Annotated in this window: 10 protein-coding genes and 2 pseudogenes; 6 read left to right on the top strand and 6 right to left on the bottom strand. The window is 62.9% G+C overall.

What is annotated here, in order from left to right; all coding sequences use genetic code 11:
- The 6 genes from ACVILL_RS37890 to ACVILL_RS37865 all read left to right on the top strand — a co-directional run bounded on the left by ACVILL_RS37890 (position 1) and on the right by ACVILL_RS37865 (position 7,634).
- Entirely contained in the window at positions 1 to 744 is a 744-nt protein-coding gene (locus ACVILL_RS37890; RefSeq protein WP_456733693.1) for an ABC transporter ATP-binding protein, read from the top strand.
- Positions 734 to 2,131 carry an amidase gene (locus ACVILL_RS37885; protein ID WP_456733692.1) on the top strand — a complete coding sequence of 466 codons (1,398 nt, stop codon included), beginning with the start codon at positions 734 to 736 and terminating at the stop codon, positions 2,129 to 2,131. The genes ACVILL_RS37890 and ACVILL_RS37885 overlap by 11 nt, the downstream gene beginning before the upstream one ends.
- 91 nt (positions 2,132 to 2,222) lie before the next feature.
- The gene (locus ACVILL_RS37880; RefSeq protein WP_456733691.1) at positions 2,223 to 2,957 is read left to right on the top strand and encodes an alpha/beta fold hydrolase; all 735 of its coding nucleotides are present in this window, start codon (positions 2,223 to 2,225) and stop codon (positions 2,955 to 2,957) included.
- 2 nt (positions 2,958 to 2,959) lie between these two features.
- Positions 2,960 to 3,361, top strand: coding sequence for a RidA family protein (locus ACVILL_RS37875; protein WP_456733690.1), 402 nt, complete (start codon positions 2,960 to 2,962; stop codon positions 3,359 to 3,361).
- Positions 3,351 to 6,866 carry an indolepyruvate ferredoxin oxidoreductase family protein gene (locus ACVILL_RS37870; protein WP_456733689.1) on the top strand — a complete coding sequence of 1,172 codons (3,516 nt, stop codon included), beginning with the start codon at positions 3,351 to 3,353 and terminating at the stop codon, positions 6,864 to 6,866. The genes ACVILL_RS37875 and ACVILL_RS37870 overlap by 11 nt, the downstream gene beginning before the upstream one ends.
- Positions 6,867 to 6,917: 51 nt before the next feature.
- Positions 6,918 to 7,634 carry an SDR family oxidoreductase gene (locus ACVILL_RS37865; protein WP_456733688.1) on the top strand — a complete coding sequence of 239 codons (717 nt, stop codon included), beginning with the start codon at positions 6,918 to 6,920 and terminating at the stop codon, positions 7,632 to 7,634.
- 553 nt (positions 7,635 to 8,187) lie between these two features.
- Here ACVILL_RS37865 and ACVILL_RS37860 read toward each other — a convergent pair.
- The 6 genes and pseudogenes from ACVILL_RS37860 to tetH form a co-directional block, all read right to left on the bottom strand.
- Positions 8,188 to 8,691 carry an efflux RND transporter permease subunit gene (locus ACVILL_RS37860; protein WP_456733687.1) on the bottom strand — a complete coding sequence of 168 codons (504 nt, stop codon included), beginning with the start codon at positions 8,689 to 8,691 and terminating at the stop codon, positions 8,188 to 8,190.
- A 101-nt stretch (positions 8,692 to 8,792) separates the two neighbouring features.
- Positions 8,793 to 9,197 (bottom strand): annotated as a pseudogene (locus ACVILL_RS37855) (efflux RND transporter permease subunit); the annotation flags it as partial.
- A gap of 184 nt (positions 9,198 to 9,381) precedes the next feature.
- Positions 9,382 to 10,479, bottom strand: a pseudogene (locus tag ACVILL_RS37850) (efflux RND transporter permease subunit).
- Positions 10,480 to 11,064: 585 nt separating this feature from the next.
- Positions 11,065 to 12,180: a TQO small subunit DoxD gene (locus ACVILL_RS37845; RefSeq protein WP_456733686.1), complete on the bottom strand. Its 1,116-nt coding sequence runs from the start codon at positions 12,178 to 12,180 to the stop codon at positions 11,065 to 11,067.
- Between the two features lie 20 nt (positions 12,181 to 12,200).
- Complete coding sequence (locus ACVILL_RS37840; protein ID WP_456733685.1) at positions 12,201 to 13,181, bottom strand: substrate-binding domain-containing protein; 981 nt, start codon at positions 13,179 to 13,181, stop codon at positions 12,201 to 12,203.
- 9 nt (positions 13,182 to 13,190) lie between these two features.
- The gene (tetH, locus tag ACVILL_RS37835; protein WP_456733684.1) at positions 13,191 to 13,973 is read right to left on the bottom strand and encodes a thiosulfate dehydrogenase; all 783 of its coding nucleotides are present in this window, start codon (positions 13,971 to 13,973) and stop codon (positions 13,191 to 13,193) included.
- Positions 13,974 to 14,094: the final 121 nt, after the last annotated feature.

Raw genomic sequence — 14,094 nt, 5'->3', positions numbered from 1 at the left:
GTGCCGCATTTGCGCGTCGCCGGATTGAACGTGGGCTACGGCCGAGCGACGGTCATCGAGTGCCTCGACCTTGATGTGAAGCCCAGCGAGCTGGTCACCGTCCTCGGCGCCAACGGTGCGGGCAAGACAACCCTGCTCAACGGGATTATGGGCCTTTGTCCGCCGCGTGCCGGGTCCGTCAGTCTCGACGGCGTCGAACTCGCCGGCCTTCGTCCGGAGCAGTTGGTAGGCCACGGCGTCGTCCTGGTGCCCGAGCGTCGCGAATTGTTCGGAAACCTCAGTGTCGAGGTCAATCTTCGGCTCGGCGGTTATCGATCCGGCGCGCCGGCCAAATCGCTGGACCGGATCTACGGACTGTTTCCGATTCTGGCCGAGCGGCGTCGCCAGAAGGCCGTGACGCTGTCGGGCGGCGAGCAGCAGATGCTCGCAGTCGGCAGGGCATTGATGTCCGAACCTCGCCTGTTGATGCTCGATGAGCCGTCGATCGGCCTAGCCCCGCTGATCGTCCAGGAAATCTTGCGTGTCATAGGGCAGCTCAAATCGGAGGGGCTGACGATCATCCTGGTCGAACAGAACGCGCGACTTGCTCTGTCGGTAGCGGATCGCGGCTATGTCATCGAGGTCGGTCGCATCGTGCTTCAAGGCTCCAGCGCCGAGCTTTCGGCCGATCCTCGCCTAAGTCAGGCCTATCTCGGAGGCGCAGCGGATTATGCCGCCGCTCGGGATCAAGTCTATGTCGACTGAAGGTGAAGCCGCCCGGCTGCACGAGCGCTACAAGCGTGGTGAGATTTCGCCAGTTGATGTCGCGCAGGAACAACTCAGTGCGATCGGTCGCTTGGATCAGCGCGTCAATGGATTCGTCCTGGTCGACGATACCGTCGCGCTGGAGATGGCTCGGGCGTCGGAAGCGCGCTATCGACGCGGCAAGGCGGTCGGTCCGCTGGATGGCGTTCCCATCACAATCAAGGACACACTCAACGTCGCCGGCTGGCCGACGCGGCGAGGATCGCGGACGACATCGGATGCGCCGGCGCCGCGCGACGCAGTCTCGATCGAGCGCCTGCGTGCGGCCGGCGCCGTCTTTCTGGGCAAGACCACGACGCCTGAGTTCGCCTGGAAAGGGTTGACCGAAAGTCCGCTTTACGGTGTGACCTTGAATCCTCTCGACCCGGCCCGTCATGCGGGTGGCAGCAGCGGCGGTGCCGCAGCGGCAACGGCCCTGGGGTTGGGGACCATGGGCATTGGTACCGACGCTGCGGGATCAGTGCGTATTCCGGCCGCGTTCTGCGGTGTGGTCGGTTACAAGCCGACGTTCGGAACGATACCACTGGATCCCTATCCTGCGGCGTTCTGGCAGCTTCCGCATATCGGGCCGATCACGCGGAACGTGGCAGACGCAGCACTCGCCGCCTCCGTGATGAGCGGTGCGACAGGAGCAGATTGGACGTCCCTGGTTCAGACGACGCTTGGCGACCGTCTATCGGGCCGAGCGCGGCCGTCGAAGATCCGGATCGGGGTGCCGGCCGGACTGGACGACCATCTCGAACCGGACATCAAGAACGTCTGGGACGACGCGCTCTCAGCCATCGCAGCGGACGCGCCCATCTCGACCGTCGAAATCCCGATCGAGGAGTCGAGGGACATTGTCGGCACGCTCTATCGTCTCGGCTGCGCCTTTGCCGTGTCTCAGGTCTCCGAGGATAAGCGCGGTGGCCTGCATGGCGATCTTCTCGCATTCATCGAACCGGTGAAGGGCCAGACTGCCGCCGACGTACTGGGGCTGCAACGACGTCGGGAAGAAATTGCGAGCCGGCTATCCGCGCTCTTGATTGACGATGTCGACGTGTTTCTGACGCCGACCATGCCGTGCCTGCCGCTTCGCGCAGATGCGCCGGAGGCTGCGGCAGTCGACTGGCTCAAATGGTGTCCGTTCACACCGCTATTCAATCTTTCGCATGGCCCCGCCATTTCGGTGCCTTGGCACGCCAAGGACGTTGTTCTGCCGATCGGGCTGCAGGTGGGTGCGGCGCCAGGAAGGGACGGTGCGGCCCTTGCTGCCGCCGCAATGATCGAGGCGCTCAACGGCCGCAGGCATGTGGCAAGCCCACGGACTTCAAACCATGTCGGCTGATCGCGCAACGCGTCACGTGCTGGAACTCGGTTCTCTCGCCGCAGGCGGAAGAGCTCACTTATCGTTCCTGAGAGCGGGGCAGGGAGAGCCCGTGCTTCTGCTGCATGGCTTCGCCTCCGACGCGAACGACGACTGGGTCGAGACCGGATGGTTTGATGCGCTGGTCGCTGCGGGATTGGACGTCGTCGCTCCCGACCTGCGGGGACATGGTCAGAGCCTCAAATCCCGCGATCCCGTGGATTATCGGCTGGACGCGTTCGCCGGCGATGTGGCCGCGCTGCGAGATCACTGCTGGGGAGATCGTCAGTTCAGCCTGATAGGCTATTCGATGGGAGCGCACGTCGCGATGTCGGTCGCGATTGCTTCCGCCGATCGCGTTGCGAGCCTGGTCCTGGGTGGTATGGGGGACCGGATCGCCGCGACCGTCGGGCTCGCGCCGGATTTTGCCGACTCGCTCGACGAGAGGGAGAAGGGATCGTCGGAGGATCGACCGGAGCTTCCGTCCTACGCTGTTCGGTTCAGGCAGCACGCGGCATCGCGGCTGTTCAACGACCTCAGCGCTCTCGCTGCGTGTCTGCGTGGGCAGTCCGGCGTGTTTGACCTCGATCGCCTCGCGGCGGTGACTGCGCCCACGCTCGTTATCGTGGGCGACCAGGACAAGTTGGCGGGCGCCCCGCAGCCCGTGGCGGCGTTCTTTGCCAGAGGCGTCCGGCAGACCGTACCTGGCGTCAATCACGCTTCGGCGCTTGCTGACCGTACGTTCCGCGAGCGAGCGGTGGCCCACATCGCGCGCGATGCCGCGGCCACCATGACATCAGGGAGTTGAACATGACGACGACGAGATCGCGGACCTACGACGCGCTGCCCGCTCCGTTCGGAAAGTTCGCTCATGCGACGGTGCTGCCGCTTGCGGGCACGAAGCTGGTGTTCGTCTCTGGGGTCACGGCGCGGGAGTCGGGCGCTCAGGATGCCGAGGCGCAGACGCAGGTCATCTATGAGCGTATCCGATCGGTCTTGGCGGAGGAGGGCGGGGGATTTCAGCACGTCCTGAAGATGAACGTGTTCGTGCTCGACATCAGCGACTATCCCGCCACGAACAAGATCCGCGAGGAGTTCTTCGCGGGAATCGATCCGCCGGCAAGTACTCTCGTCGAAGTCTCCAAATTCGTGCGCCCGGATGTCCGGGTCGAAATTGAATGCATAGCGGCGATCCCGGAAAATGAACGATAAGCTAGAGAGCGCTCCGGCCATGCGCGAAGTGTCGCTTTCGGACAAGTTCGACCTGACCAACGGCACGATCTTCATCACGGGAAAGCAAGCCTTATCGAGGCTGCCGCTGTTGCAGCGAGAACTTGACCGACGGCGCGGCTTGCGCACCGCGGGTTATATTTCGGGTTACCGCGGCTCTCCACTCGGCACCATCGACAACGAGTTCCTGAAGATCGCCGACCGCCTGAGGGCTGCGGACATCGTCTTCCAGCCGGGGTTGAACGAAGACCTCGCGATGACCACCGTATGGGGCAGCCAGCAGCTCGATTTCGTGCCGGGGCGCCGCGTCGATGGCGTGTTCGGCATGTGGTACGGCAAGGGCCCCGGTGTCGATCGCTCGGGCGACGCGATCAAGCATGCCAACATGTCCGGCACGCACCCCAACGGGGGCGTGCTGCTCGTGTTCGGTGACGACCATGCCGGCAAGTCGTCGTCGCTGGCACACCAGAGCGATCTTTCGCTTGCCGCCCATGAAGTGCCGATCTTCTACCCATCGAACGTGGAAGACATCTTCAAGTTCGGTCTTGCCGGCTTCGCGATGTCGCGGGAATGCGGACTGCTCGCCGGACTGAAGCTCGTCAACGAGACGGCGGACTGCACCCAGGCCGTGCAGTTCTCGCTCGACGAACTCGCACCCGTCCTGGAAGCAAATCCGACGTCCCGCAATGACGTCAGCATTCGCGTCGAAATGTTGGCGGTGACCGCCCAAGACGAAAGGATGGTCCGCAATAAGCTTCCGCGCGTGCACGCCTTCACGCGACGGAACGGGATCGATCGCGCCGCGTTCGGAGCCGAGCAGCCGTCTCGTCTCGGCATCGTGACCGCCGGCAAGGCCTTCCAGGACGTCGTTGATGGGCTACGGCTGCTCGGAATCGATGACGCCCTCGCGCGCCGGCTGGGTATTGGCATCCTGAAAGTGGGCCTGATCTATCCGCTAGATCCCGAGCCTTTGAATGCGTTCGCGCGGGAAGCCGCGGAGCTTCTGTTCGTCGAGGAGAAGCGGCCGCACATGGAGCTCCAGGCGGCTGCGTTGATGTATCATTGGACCCGGCGGCCGAACATCTCGGGGAAGCGGACCCCGGACGGAGAGGCTCTGCTCCCGGCCGATGGACCGTTGGACGCTGCCATCGTCGGCCAGGCGATCGGCCATCGCATCCTCGCCGTCATCCCCGCCGGTCTCGCCGAAGCCGCGGCGCTGCGGGCAGCGCTCGACGGGCTCTTGGCGCGCGTTGCCTCATTCAGGCAGGTCGAGGTCGGGGCGCTCGCGCGCCGTCCCGTCTTCTGCTCGGGCTGCCCTCACAACCGGTCGACGAAGCTGCCGGAGGGGTCGTTCGGTGTCGCCGGGATCGGCTGCCACGGCCTGGTACAGTTCATGGACCGCAACCCATTACCCTGCACCCATATGGGGGCGGAGGGAGTAAACTGGATCGGGCTATCGCATTTCACAGATACGAAGCATGTGTTCGTCAATCTCGGTGACGGCACCTTCTCCCATTCGGGGTCGCTCGCCATCCGTGCGGCGGCCGCCTCTGCCGCGAACGTGACGTTCAAGATACTCGTCAACGACGTGGTCGCGATGACCGGCGGCCAGACCGTCGAGAGTGGTCTGTCGGTCGAGGCCATCGTCCGGCAGGTCTTGCTGGAGGGCGCAAAGCGCGTCGTGGTCGTCGCCGAAGATCCGGATGGAGTGAGTTCGGGGCACGCGCTGCCGGCCGAAGTCAAAGTCCTTGATCGCACGCACGTGGAGAATGCGCAGCGGGAATTGCGTAAAATTCCGGGAACAACTGTCATCGTCTACGTTCAGGTCTGCGCCACGGAGAAGCGCAAGCGACGCAAGCGCGGCACACTTGCTGCTGCTTCGAAGCGCGTCGTCATCAATCCGGCGGTCTGCGAGGGATGCGGGGATTGCTCCCGTGCCTCGAATTGCATGTCCGTACAGCCATTGGAAACCGAATTCGGCCGCAAGCGTCGCATCGACCAGGCGAGCTGCAATGGCGACATGTCCTGCCTCGAAGGCTTCTGTCCTTCCTTCGTGACGATCGAAGGCGGCAAACTCGTGAAACCCGAGCCCATCGACCTCGACCCGGCGGTTGCCCGGTTGCCGACGCCAGAGACCAAGGCGCCTGCCCGCGAGGGGTTTGGCATTCTGCTCGCAGGTATCGGCGGGACTGGCGTAGTGACAGCCTCGGCGATCGTCGGAATGGCGGCTCATCTGGAGGGGCGCGGCGTTGGCATCTACGACATGACCGGCCTCGCCCAGAAGGGCGGGGCGGTCTACAGCCATTTGCGGATCTTGGCGTCGCCCGAAAGCGTGGCGCCGCTGCGCCTGGGTCTGGAGGATGCCGACCTCCTCATCGCGTCCGACGTCGTCGCAGCAACACAACTCGAATCATTGAAGACGGTGGGGCGTGCGACAACGGTCATCGTCGACGATGAGGTCGTCGCGACGCAAACGTTTCATGAGAACGGCGATATCGACCTCACCGCCGAACGTCTCGTTCGTCACCTCGAGCGGCGAGCCGAACGACAGCCCCTTCGCGTGCCGGCGAATGACTTTGCGAGGCGCGCATTTGGCGACCCTATCTCGGCCAACATGATCATGCTGGGATATGCTTTGCAGATGGGCGCGCTGCCGCTGTCGCCGGAGGCGATGGAGCGAGCAATCCGATTGAACGGCGCCGACGTGGCCGGAACGCTCCGCGCCTTCCACCTCGGAAGACTATCCTTCGCTGATCCAGAGATGGTGCGGAACCTGCTGGCTCCGGACGAGGCGGCGATGACGATGGCACCCAAGCCGGTCGACACGCTCGAGGCGCGCATCGCCGTTCGAACCGACGCATTGCAGGCCTATCAGGACTCCGCGTATGCCGAACGCTTCCATGCCCTTGTCGAGCGTGTACGAAACGCGGAAAACAAGGTGGCTGAAGGCTCGATCCGGCTGACCGAAGCGGTCGCCAGGAGCGCCTTCAAGCTCATGGCCTACAAGGATGAGTACGAAGTCGCTCGCCTTCTGACCGATTCATCCTTTTGGGACAGCGTGCGGCATCGGTTCGATGGTGGTGCGCTCACTCTGCATCTGGCTCCGCCCATTCTCTTCGGCCGCGACCTCGCCACCGGGCGCCCGCGCAAGCGAGCGTTTTCGGCAAGGTTTATGTTGCCTGTGCTCCGTCTGTTGGCGCGAGGCAAGGTGCTGCGCGGCTCGGTGCTCGATCCTTTCGGCTGGATGCAGGAACGCCGCGAGGAGCGGAAATTGCGGGATCGATATTTCGCACAAGTTGACGAAATCCTCGCCCGCCTTGACGTCACGAACCTCGAATCCGCAGTGGCCTTGGCTTCCTATCCGGACGAGATCCGGGGCTACGGCCCGGTGAAAGCCGAATCCGTGAAGCGAGTGGAGGCGCTGGTCGAGGCGTCGCGCGTGCGGCTTTACGAAGGCTCGCCCGATGGCCTGACCAATGCGGCCTAGCAATGGGCGCGCCATCAGCTTCGTAAAGGGCAACGACAAGGAGATGTTTGTATGCATGGCAGCTTGAAGGAGTCACGGTTTCTCGTCGTGGGAGGTAGCTCCGGCATCGGTCTGGCCGTGGCAATGGAAGCCGCCAAGGCCGGCGCCGCCGTCACCATCGCTTCTCGCTCGCGAGCCAAGCTCGACGTGGCACTCGCAGATCTGGGATCGAGCGTGCAGGGGCGGCAGCTTGATACGACCGATGATGCGGTGGTGGAATCGTTCTTCGCGAGCGAGGCAGCTTGGGATCACGTTGTCGTTTCGGCCGCGGAGACGACGAACGGACCGGTCCGAAAAATTGACCTCGCCGCGGCACGCGCAACGATGGATAGCAAGTTCTGGGGCGTTTATCACGTGGCGCGGTCGGTCAGGATCCGCGAGCGCGGATCGCTTTGTCTGGTCTCCGGCTTCAGGAGCGTTCGCCCATCGTCGAATACCGTCCTGCAAGGTGCGGTGAACGCCGCACTTGAAGCGCTTGCGCGCGGCCTGGCGCTCGAACTCGCTCCGGTCAGGGTGAACGCCGTATCACCCGGCTTGATCGCGACACCACTTTGGTCCGGCTTGGCGGAAGCCGAACGTGAAGCGATGTTTACGACTACCGCGGAGCGGTTGCCCGTCCGATCAATCGGGGCGCCATCGGATATAGCGAACGCAGTATTGTTTCTGGCATGCACACCGTTTGCGACGGGTTCAACAGTCGTGGTGGATGGAGGCGGAACCATTGCGTGACGAATTGTTGGTCGTCGCGTATCTCATTCGCATTGGCGCAAGCGTCGGCTAGACTGTGCGATATCTTCGATTTTCTGATAAGTTCCCGAGAAGCAGCATCCGCTCCGCAATTCTCTTCGAACTTAAGAAATTAGAGTCGAAGGCCGCGTTGATCACACGTCTGATTGCCTCCTGAACCTGCTCATCTTCGCTATCGACTCGCGATCGATTTCGGCATCCGACGCCTGAGACGTACTCCACCCGCGACGACGCGCAGATGGAGGCACAGTGCATCATCACTGCCTGATTCTAAAAAAGCATTTAGTGGCGCTCTCGACCTATGTTCCTACCTCTGTAGCGAAAGCAAGAGTCTCAACGCTTTGCATGCTTCGGTCGGACTGATCCGTTGAAACGCAGAAGCGCTAACAGGAAAGAGCAAGACGATGCGTTCGATGACTACTATTTGGTTGCTCGCCATTTCGGCCGGCCTGTTGGGCGGGCAGCCGGCATTTGCGGCACGCGCGATACATCGCAATACTCGTGACATCTACCGCGAGCAGAATATCGGGTATTGTCATAGATATCGTTTCACAGTCCAGAGTCCGAGCGCGATCAGCGACCAGCAGGCGAAAGCCAACGCAGCCAGCAAAGTCTGGCCTGGCGACATGGTCCTGGACTGATATCGTATCGCTATCAATAGCAAGACCCGGCCAGCTCGTTGCGGATGACACGCGCTGTGGCCTATCAGGACCGACACATCTGATGTCGTTTCATTCGAGCGTGAGAAGGCCCATTCTGCAAGTCGCGCGCTGCCGAACATGAGAAGCGCCACCGGCACGACGGTCGACAGTTGGGCCATGCCCTTCTGGAGATCCTGGAAGCTTCCACCCCAGGAGATCGTATAGCCCGGCGGCAGATGGATTTGAGCTGCGACAGCCTGCTGCGCGTCGGAAAGGAAGCTGGCGAGCGGCCGCGCACGCGCGTTAGTCTGCGCCTTGATGAAAGGCTTGCCCTGCGCGCGCTCGATCTGGGCGGATGTCTGCCAGATCGCCGAGTTGAACCGAAGCGCCGGCGCCATTGCTCACGTGCAACGCGCGGATGCGCGCGATGCTGTCGCGCGGTCCTGCGGCGCCAGCCGGACACGGATATTGTACCGCTCTTCCCCGTCCTTCATGGTGCCTACAGTGCGTCCACCCAGCGCTTCGACCAAATCGAGCACTTGGGTCGCGTTGAACCCATGACGGGCGATGGCATCGCGATTGACGACGACGCGCAGATAGGGCCGGCCAACCGTTGTCTGGCCTGCACATCCGCGGCGCCAGGAACGTTCGACGCTACGCGCGCCAACTGGTCGGCGAGATCGTGGAGTGTCGCCGTGTCGGTCCCGTGGATGACGATGGCAAGATCGGCCATCACGCCCTGCAGCAGATCGTCCATCCGCATCTCAATCGGCTGCGCCCAACTCTGGGTAATTCCGGGCACGCTTTCGTCCGGAGCGCGCTGGTAGGCGTCGATCAGCCCGGCTTCAGTCTGCGCCGTCCGCCAATCCGACTTCGGCTTGAGAATGATGAAGGTGTCGCTTTGCTCTACCCCATGGGGTCGGTTGGGATCTCTGAGCTGCCGCCAAGCGCGACGACGGTCTGGACGTCAGGGAATCTCTTAAGCGTTTTCTCCACCATGGTCTGGGTTGCGATAGCGGATTCGAGCGATACTAGGCAGCTTAGTCGTGGTAACCGTTAGCGCGCCTTCCTCCAGACGCGGCAGGAACTCAGCACCGGCGGGAGCCGACCACGAGCGCGCTGCCCAGCATCATGGTCCCTACCAGGATCGTGATAGCGGGATGACGCATCGTCTTCGCGAGCACGGGCGCATAACCGCGGCGGGCGACTCCGATGATGCGGCTGTACCGTTCGACGATCGGCTTGCGCAGCAAGAACGAAGCAAGCACCGGCATCAGCGTGAGTGTCAGAGCGAGTGACGCGATCAGCGCGAACATGACGGTCAGAGCCATAGGACGGAACATCTTACCCTCGACGCGCTGCAGGCTGAGGATCGGCAGATAGATAAACGTGATGATTGCCACGGCAAAGGCGACCGGTCGCGCCACATCGTGCGCGGCCTCGCGCACTGCCTGCGCGGCCGGCAGCGAGGGCGCCTCGGTGCGGCGTCGCACGACGTTCTGGATCATCACCACCGCGCCGTCGACCAGGAGGCCAAAATCAATCGCGCCGAGGCTCATCAGATTGCCGGACAACCCCGTGAAGTACATCGCGGTGACCGCGGCCAACATCGAGAGCGGGATCGCCAGCGCCACGATGACGGCGGCGCGGAAATTGCCCAACAGCAACAACAGGACAGCGATGACCAGGAAGGCGCCCTCGGCCAGGTTGTGGGCCATGGTCTCCTAAACGCGGTCGATCAGGTTGGCGCGATTGTAGTAGGGGACTATGCCGACACCGGGAGGCAGCGTCTTGTTGATCTGTTCGACGGCGGCGCCGAGCCGCTGCGCGACCACACGCGTGTTCTCGCCTAACGTCATGAGTGCGGCGCCCACCATCGCGTGGCCGTTGCCTTGGTTGGTAACCGCGCCGCGCCTTGGCATCGGCGCCTCGACCACCACCGCGCCGTTTTTGACGCAAAGCGGCGAACCGCCGGCCGCGGTGCGCAGGACGATATTGCCGATGTCGGCGATCGATTCCAGCAGTCCCTCGCCGCGGATGACGGCCTGCTCGCCGTTGCGCGCGATCGTGGCCCCACCTGTCGCGCGGTTGTTCTGCGCCACCGCGCTGTAGATGTCCTCGATCGACAGGCCAAACCGCGTCAATGCGCTCTCGGCGACGCGTACCTCGTAAGCTTGAGTTCCCACCGTAACTGTTCACTTCAGTGAAACCGGGAACCTGTTTGAACTGCGGCGCGACCTGCCAATCCGGGATCGAGCGCAACTGCATGAGTAAATAGTCCTTGCCTTCCGCCTTGAACTGATAGATTTCGGAGAGCGGACCGAGTAGGGGCGTCCCGTGCCAGCCAGCAACGACGTCTGATTCAGGCGTTGCCCGACCAGCGTGCGGTCGGTCAGGATGTCACCGCCCGTCGGTGAACTTCACATAAACAACCGAAAGCCCTTAGCGCGAGATCGAGCGGTAGCTCGTCATACCCGGCAGACCCTCAGGGCCAACTCGATTGGGGTGGTAATCGAACGCTCCACGTCGGGCGGTGCGAGGCCCGGGGCCTGAGTGGTGACCAGCACCTGCAACGGCGAGATGTCGGGGTGAGCGTAGTCGAGCACCGTTGTCACGACTCCTGTTATTGATGGATGTCGGCCTTGCTATCCCGCACAGCTGACCTCACTGCTTCGGCCCGATCACCGGCTCTGGGACCTGCCTAGGTACTTTTACGGCGCCTCATCCTCAAGGTGACGGGGCGTCCAGTGTGGCCTGCTGAATCGCTGGAGTTAATCCGCGGCCGCCGGACCGAGCGGCGCCGAGAAACTTCGTCCGTCGACGTCCGTGAGCCGGAGCGATCTCGCCTGGAGAGCGGCGGCAGAGGCCGGCGGGGGCAGTGTTACCCACGCGGCAGCTCCCATCGATGCCCGGATCCCGAAGGGACCAGACGCGACCTTGTTATAGGCGTAATCGTTGACGAAGGCAGTCTTTGGCAAGGTCGAGAGGGCGGCGGCGTCGTAGTGCGCGACGGGCTCGTTGCCCGGGTCGATCAGATCGGCTGCGACGACATGCTCCGGCGCTTCCGGCGTGCCGGCATCGAGATAGACGTGAAAGCGAATGGAGCCATCAGTCAGCAATCTGGCATCGCTGACGGTGAGATGATGTTTCGTCGGGCTGACCGGTCCGCCATGAAATGGCGTCACCACCGAGCCGCGATAGTAGCTGTAGGTGCCGATGTCGAACACCAGGACAAAGCCAAGCACGGCGAGCGCGAGATTGCGGAACCCGATGTCCTTCAGCGGTAACGGCAGGCTTCCGGCCATCCAGTGAAACCATCGCTTCCCGGTGAGTGCGGGGTTGTGCCGGATCAGGACGTTATCGATCGAATAGGCACCGCTGCCGCCCAGCAGCAGTGTTGCCCCCATCGCGAGATTGCAGGCGGCCATGGTCCATTCGTCGATGCAGGTCGCGCCCTGCCAGCCGAACATCGCCATCAACAGCACGGAAAATCCCATCGACACCAAAGCGGCGGCTCGGGTCAGGGCGCCTGCCATCAGCATCGTGCCGACGATAAGCTCGGCGGCGCTGAACAGGATCACGCCGGCATAGAGCAGCCAGAAGTGGTGCAGCATGAAGCTGATCAGGTGATCGGTTCCGAACAGCGCGCCGGGCATTGCGGTCTGAAACTTGTTCGCCATCCAGGTGGGCGCGTCCGGGTTGAGCTTCGAGGGCGCATAGATGAAGCGCCGGGATCCGCCGCCCCAATAGATGAATCCCTGAATGACGCGGACCGACAACATGGCGAGCGATGCCGTTCGCCATACGCGCTGCGCTTCCGTCAGGCCCGCAGCCTCGTCAGCCGGATGCACGATGTTGGAAGCAGATGTGAGGGACAGAGTGGCCATGAGTACATCTCCTTGATCGATCAGCCCGCCGATGTGACGCCCGCGAACGGCTTGAATCCGTACCGCTCGAAGATCGAGAGCGCTGCAGGAGAGCGGACGAATGAAAGCCAGAGCTGTGCCGCCTTCGGATGCGGCGCGTTTCGCACTTCTGCACCGGCATAGATCGCCGTTGAGTTCAGCGCTGGCGGGATATCGACATGGGTGATGGGATTGCCGGCCTGCTCCTGGAAGGCCGCTTCCGATTGCCAGGTCACGCCCGCCTGCGCGCGCCCGCGCATCAGGAAGAGCGGCGTCTGCCGATGATGGATCTGGGTCAGAACCGTGCCGCCGTCGGCGACCTTGGTCTTGTACACGGTCGTCGCCAGCGCCTGCCCGCCCGCCTTCTTTAATGAGGCTTGGATCTGCCGGGCGATACCTTCGACTTCAGGATTGGGCATCACGACAAGGAGATCGGGCCGCGTCAGGTCGGAGAGAGTCCTGACGCCGCCGGGATTGCCGGACGGCACCATGATCGTGAGGGAATTGGTCACGTAGGGAACGGCAGGGCCTGTCAACAGGCCCCGATCGATGAGGCTTTGGACCTTCTTGAGCCCGGCAAGATAGGCGTCCGGCTTCGCCGTCCAGGTCATGTTGCCGGAGGTAACGGTGCCGCCGGCCTCGATCTGCTTTTCGAGGACGCCGGGCGGAAGCGTCTCCCAATAGATCCTGCCGTAGAACTCGGGATGCTGTTGCTCAAACGCCGCGACCAGTGGCGCCATAGCGAAAAAGTAGTTGCCGCCGACGTACAGCACGAGCTTCGGCCTGGATACGTCGCCATGGAAGTCAGCGAGGTCGTCTACGTCCGGAACCGTAAACGAGAGTCCGCGTTGCGCGGCATCGTTGTTTTCGCCGTGTTGCCAGGGAGGAAAGATGGATTCGTGCTCGACCCGTTCCGCAGCTCGCGCGGCGAGCGGCAGGAGGAGCGCGGCGGCTAGTGCCGCGGTGAGGGCTGCTTTGCGCATTTGGTCTGCTCACGTGGCGTAGTGAAAGCCGGCCTGCTGCAACTCCGGAATCGTCGCAACTATTCCGGGAGTCAGCACGACGCCATCAATGAGATGGTTGGTCAGCTCGGCAGCAACCGCCTCGTGCGGGGCATGATCCGGATTCTTGCCGGAGGCGATCAGCTTTGCCGTCACTTCCCAGATCGCGTTGTGGCAAGCCAGGAAGACCGCGCCGCGCTCCTGCAGCGCTGGAATGGTGTCGCCGACTGGCCCGAATACGCTATCGGGATCCTCGCTCTGCGCGAAAGCACTCGGCGCCGCCTTCGGCATCGCCAGTGTATTGGTCTCGAAGCCGTTGCCGGTCAGCGTCGCGAGTTCATACTTCTCCCACATCACTTGGTCGAACAACGCGAGGTGCGCCATGCCATGCGTGGCGGAGACCGCCAGAAAATCTTTGTGTGCGAAGGAAAATATCTGCGCATTGATCGAGTTGCGCATCAAGTTGAGCCATGGACCCGCGAGATTGGTGTTGTCCCACACCTGCTTGCGCGTGCCGCGGTAAGCGATGATCTCCTTAAGCGCGTCGCTATCCCAGAATGCGGATTGCTGGAGAATCATAGGCACCGTCTTGAAATTGCGTCGGCGCGGTGCGCGGCGCAGCCGGCCCATTAAATCGGCGAGTTGCTGGGCACCGGGCGGAATGATCTGCGCGGTCTTGGCGGCACGCGAGGGGCCGGCAGCAAGTGCAGCGGTCCCGGCGGCCAATGCGCCTAAGCTGACAAGGGCGGTGCGCCGTGAACGATCGAGCGGCATTCAGTATCTCCTCATATTGCTGGCTGGTGAAGCGATCGAGCATGCTCGAAAGGTCCACCTTGCTGCCTATGAGGTAGGAGCACCACGATGGCACACCAACGCAATTCTCAGATCGATCCGA

This window comes from Bradyrhizobium sp. USDA 3364 (assembly GCF_054056355.1).
This window is presented reverse-complemented; position numbering and strand designations above follow the sequence as displayed.